Source organism: Microbacterium sp. 69-10 (assembly GCF_001897945.1).
Lineage (GTDB): Bacteria > Actinomycetota > Actinomycetes > Actinomycetales > Microbacteriaceae > Microbacterium.
The window spans coordinates 12,563-16,780 of sequence record NZ_MKRT01000033.1; the positions used below are offsets into that span (position 1 = coordinate 12,563).

6 protein-coding genes are annotated in these 4,218 nt (G+C 71.8%); 5 read left to right on the forward strand and 1 reads right to left on the reverse strand.

Annotated elements, in window-relative coordinates; translation table 11 throughout:
- Nucleotides 1-108: 108 nt before the first annotated feature.
- From BGN97_RS17985 to BGN97_RS18000, 4 genes are read left to right on the forward strand one after another with little or no spacing between them, the layout of a single operon-like run.
- Nucleotides 109-888, forward strand: a complete 780-nt coding sequence (locus tag BGN97_RS17985; RefSeq protein ID WP_292704639.1) for an SDR family oxidoreductase — start codon at nucleotides 109-111, stop codon at nucleotides 886-888.
- Nucleotides 888-1,619 carry a fumarylacetoacetate hydrolase family protein gene (locus BGN97_RS17990; protein ID WP_292704641.1) on the forward strand — a complete coding sequence of 244 codons (732 nt, stop codon included), beginning with the start codon at nucleotides 888-890 and terminating at the stop codon, nucleotides 1,617-1,619. Before BGN97_RS17985 ends, BGN97_RS17990 begins: the two co-directional genes overlap by 1 nt.
- Before the next feature lie 29 nt (nucleotides 1,620-1,648).
- Complete coding sequence (locus tag BGN97_RS17995) at nucleotides 1,649-2,677, forward strand: alcohol dehydrogenase catalytic domain-containing protein (protein ID WP_292704642.1); 1,029 nt, start codon at nucleotides 1,649-1,651, stop codon at nucleotides 2,675-2,677.
- Nucleotides 2,677-3,174, forward strand: a complete 498-nt coding sequence (locus BGN97_RS18000) for a gluconokinase (protein WP_292704643.1) — start codon at nucleotides 2,677-2,679, stop codon at nucleotides 3,172-3,174. The genes BGN97_RS17995 and BGN97_RS18000 overlap by 1 nt, the downstream gene beginning before the upstream one ends.
- On the opposite strand, the gene BGN97_RS18005 is transcribed toward BGN97_RS18000, so the two are convergent.
- Entirely contained in the window at nucleotides 3,159-3,284 is a 126-nt protein-coding gene (locus BGN97_RS18005) for a hypothetical protein (RefSeq protein ID WP_285636144.1), read from the reverse strand. The two genes, BGN97_RS18000 and BGN97_RS18005, sit on opposite strands and share 16 nt — an antisense overlap.
- A 189-nt stretch (nucleotides 3,285-3,473) precedes the next feature.
- Here BGN97_RS18005 and BGN97_RS18010 point away from each other — a divergent pair, with 189 nt between their 5' ends.
- Nucleotides 3,474-4,085 (forward strand): 50S ribosomal protein L25/general stress protein Ctc, encoded by a 612-nt coding sequence (locus BGN97_RS18010; protein ID WP_292704645.1) that lies wholly within the window; start codon nucleotides 3,474-3,476, stop codon nucleotides 4,083-4,085.
- Nucleotides 4,086-4,218 lie beyond the last annotated feature (133 nt).

Below are 4,218 nucleotides of genomic sequence, written 5' to 3' on the forward strand. Positions count from 1 at the left end.
GACGCTGCGCCGCGACCTGACCCGGGTGGACGACGCGATCAAGGTGTCGCGTGCCGAGGCCGGCGACGACGTGTTCGCCACGACCGTCTCGATCACGGCGGTCGGACGGTGACCGCCCGCGGCATCGCGGCCTTCGACCTGACCGGGCGGACCGCGCTGGTCTCCGGATCCAGCCAGGGCATCGGCCGCGCGCTGGCCGAGGGGCTCGCCGAGGCCGGCGCCCGGGTGGTGGTGCACGGCCGCGATGCCGCGAAGGCGGCGCACGCCGCCGCCGAGATCACGCAGGAGACCGGCATCGAGGCGCACAGCGTCGCGTTCGACATCACCGATGCCGCCGTCGTGGACGCAGGGATGACCGAGGTGGAGGAGCTGGTCGGCACCCCCGACATCCTCGTCAACAACGCCGGCATCCAGCGGCGTGCGCCGATCGCCGAGTTCGCCGAGGAGGACTGGGATGCCCTCGTGGGCACCAACCTCTCCGGCGTCTTCCACCTCGCCCGCCGCATCTCCCGCGGCATGATCGAGCGCGGCTCCGGGAAGATCATCCAGATCGGCAGCGTGCAGTCGCAGCTGGCGCGTCCGTCGATCGCCGCGTATTCCGCGACGAAGGGCGCGATCGTGATGTTCACGAAGGGACTGTGCGCGGATCTCGCGCCGCACGGCATCCAGGCCAACGCCATCGCGCCCGGCTACTTCGAGACCGCGCTCACGCAGGGGCTCGTTGATGACGCGGAGTTCTCCGCGTGGGTCAGGGGCCGCACGCCCGCCGGCCGCTGGGGGGACGTGCGTGACCTCGTCGGCGCCCTCGTGTTCCTGGCCAGCCCCGCCAGCGACTTCGTCAACGGGCAGACGCTGTTCGTCGACGGCGGCATGACGGCGGTGGTGTGATGCTCATCGGACGAGTGCGCACCGACGACGGGATCCGCTGGGTGCGGGCGGACGGCGTGCGGAAGTGGGGCACGGAGGATCCGTTCGCGGCGCTCGCCGCGGGGCGCGCGCCTGCCGTCGCGGAGCAGGAGGTCCACGGCGACGTGCTTCCGCCGTGCGAGCCGGTCGTCGTGGTCGGCATCGCGCAGAACGGACGCGGGCACGCCTCTCCGGTGCAGGCCTGGTTGAAGAGCCCGCGCACCGTCATCGCATCCGGCCGGCCCGTGCGCCTTCGCAGGGACGCCGGGCATGCCGTCGCGGAAGGGGAGATCGCCGTGGTCATCGGCCGCGAGACGGCCGGCCTCACCGCTGAGAACGCGCACGAGTACGTGCTGGGCGTCACCGCCGTGAACGACCTCTCCAGCCCTGATCGCGGTGAGTTCGACCCGCGCAACTTCGAGTCGAAGTCGGGGGAGGGGTACACGCCGCTCGGCCCGTGGATCGACACGGATGCCGACATCGACGACATCGCGCTCACCGTCGCGGTCGACGGCGTCGTCGTCGCCTCCACGGGTGCGGTGGAGCTGCCGGTCTCCATCCGCGAGTGCCTCGCCTACGTCGCCTCCTGGTCGCCGCTCGGGCCCGGCGACGTCGTGATGACCGGTGCCCCGCACTCCCAGGCGCCGATCCGGCCCGGGCAGACCGTGACCATCGCCGTCGGTGCGGTGGAGCTCCGCACCCCGTTCAGCTGACAGCCGCCGCAACCGCGAAGGAGCATCCGATGTCGAACATCGCCGTCGTCGCACACGCCGCAGACGATCTGCGCGTCGAGGAGATCGAGGAGCCGCGTCCCGCCCCCGACGAGGCGATCGTGGAGGTCGCCTACGGCGGCATCTGCGGCTCCGACCTGCACTACTGGATGCACGGGGCAGCGGGGGCGTCCGTGCTGCGGGAGCCGATGATCCTGGGGCACGAGGTGTCCGGCGTCGTCTCCGCCGCCGCGGCCGACGGGACGGGGCCCGCGGTGGGCGCCCGCGTCGCGGTGCATCCGCTCACCCCGCACGACGACGGCCGCACCCCCTGGCCGCACGAGCACCCGAACCTCGCGCCCGCATCGACCTACCTCGGCTCGGCCATGCTGCTGCCGCACACCCAGGGCGCCTTCGCGCGCCGCGTCGCACTGCCGGCCCGCATGCTGCACGAGCTGCCCGCAGGGATGGACCTGCGCACCGCCGCACTCGCAGAGCCCGCCGCCGTCGCCTGGCACGGCGTGCACCAGGCCGGCGACGTCGCCGGCCGCACCGTCGCCTTGATCGGAGCGGGGCCCATCGGGCAGCTCGTGGCGTCGGTGGCCCAGGGGCTGGGCGCCTCGCGCGTCGCGGTGACCGACCTGCACGAGCGCCCGCTCGAGATCGCCGCCGCACGAGGCATCGGGACGCTCGACGCGCGTGACGCCGACGCGATCGCCGCACAGCACGCCGACGTCGTGATCGAGTCCAGCGGCACGGTGCCGGGCCTCGGCGCCGCGGTGTCCGCGGCCGTGCGCGGCGGCATCGTCGTGATGCTGGGCCTGCAGCGCGCCGGCGAGGTGCCGGCGCCGATCGCCACCGCGATCACCCGCGAGCTCACACTGCGAGGCTCGTTCCGATTCGGCTCGGAGTTCGACGACGTCATCGGGGCTCTGGCCACGGGCCGCATCGACGTGACGGGCATCGTCAGCGACGTGATGCCCGCCGAGCATGCGCTGCCCGCCTTCGCACTGGCCGCTGATGCGTCGCGCTCCTGCAAGGTCCTGCTGGAATTCCGGTGATGCGGGTCGTCGTGATGGGGCCGAGCGGCTGCGGCAAGTCCACGGTGGGCCGGGCCCTCGCCGACGCGCTCGGCGCCCGCTTCGTGGACGGCGATGATCTGCATCCGTCCGCGAACGTGGAGAAGATGGCCGCCGGTGTGCCGCTGACGGACGAGGACCGGATGCCATGGCTGGCGACGGTCGGAGCCGAGCTCGGCTCCGACGCTCGGATCGTCATCGCGTGCTCGGCGCTGCGCCGGGTCTACCGCGACGCGATCCGGGAGAGCGAGCCCGGGGTGTTCTTCGCCGAGCTGACGGCGTCGCGCGACGAACTCGTACGACGCATGGGGCAGCGAGGCGCCCACTTCATGCCGGCGTCCCTGCTGGACTCCCAGCTGGAGACCCTCGAGTCGCTTCAGCCTGACGAGTCAGGGGTGCGGATCGGCGGATTGGCCCCGGCCGACGCCGTGGCGGCGTCGATCGCGGGCGAGCTGACGAGGACTCAGTCCTTGCGGTAGCCCGAGCGACCCATGGTGAACATCGCGGCGAACGCGCCGATGCCGCCGACGACGGCCATCGCGCCGATGAGCCAGAACAGGACGTGGGTGATGACTGCAGCAACGGGCATGGCACACAGCCTATCGAGGATTCGGGTACCATGGAGAAGTTCCTCGGCGAGGGATGCCGTCTCCGCGCGCGCATCCGTTATCGACGCGGTGATGTGAGCACTGATGTCTCCCTTCTTCGTGTCCGCGCTCGAGGCGCCGAAACCCACGACCACCGCACGGCCAGCCCCGTGTGCTTGAAGGAGAACATCATGTCCGACGACAACACGGTCCACGCAGACCTCCGCACCAGCTTCGGCAAGGGCTTCGCTCGTCGCCTGCGCGCCGAGGGCAAGATCCCCGCGGTCATCTACGGCCACGGCACCGAGCCCGTTCACGTCGCGCTGCCCGGCCACCAGGTCTCGCTGATCATCCGTCGCGCCAACGCACTGCTCGACCTCGACATCGAGGGCAAGTCGCAGCTCGCGCTGGTCAAGGACGTGCAGAAGGACCCGGTGCGCCAGATCATCGAGCACATCGACCTGCTGGTCGTGAAGAAGGGCGAGAAGGTCTCGATCGACCTCCCCGTCGTCCTGGTGGGCGAGTCGTTCGCAGGCACCATCGCCAACCTCGACGCCACGACGCTGGCGGTCGAGGCCGAGGCCACCCACATCCCCGAGCACGTCGAGGTCTCGGTCGAGGGCCTCGAGGAGGGCGCGCACATCACCGCCGCCGACGTGAAGCTCCCCAAGGGCGTCTCGCTGGTCGCCGACCCGGAGACCCTCGTCGTCGCGATCTCCGTTCCGGCTGTCGCCGCTGAGGAGGCTCCGGCCGAGGAGGCCGCCGCTGAGGAGGCTCCGGCCGAGGAGGCCGCCGCGGAGTGATCCGCTGATGCATTCGGAGGGGGCGCGAGCGATCGCGCCCCCTTCTTCATCCCACGAGAGGAATCGGGCATGGCATCCACCTGGCTCATCGTCGGTCTCGGCAACCCGGGGCCGCGGTACGCGGCGACCCGCC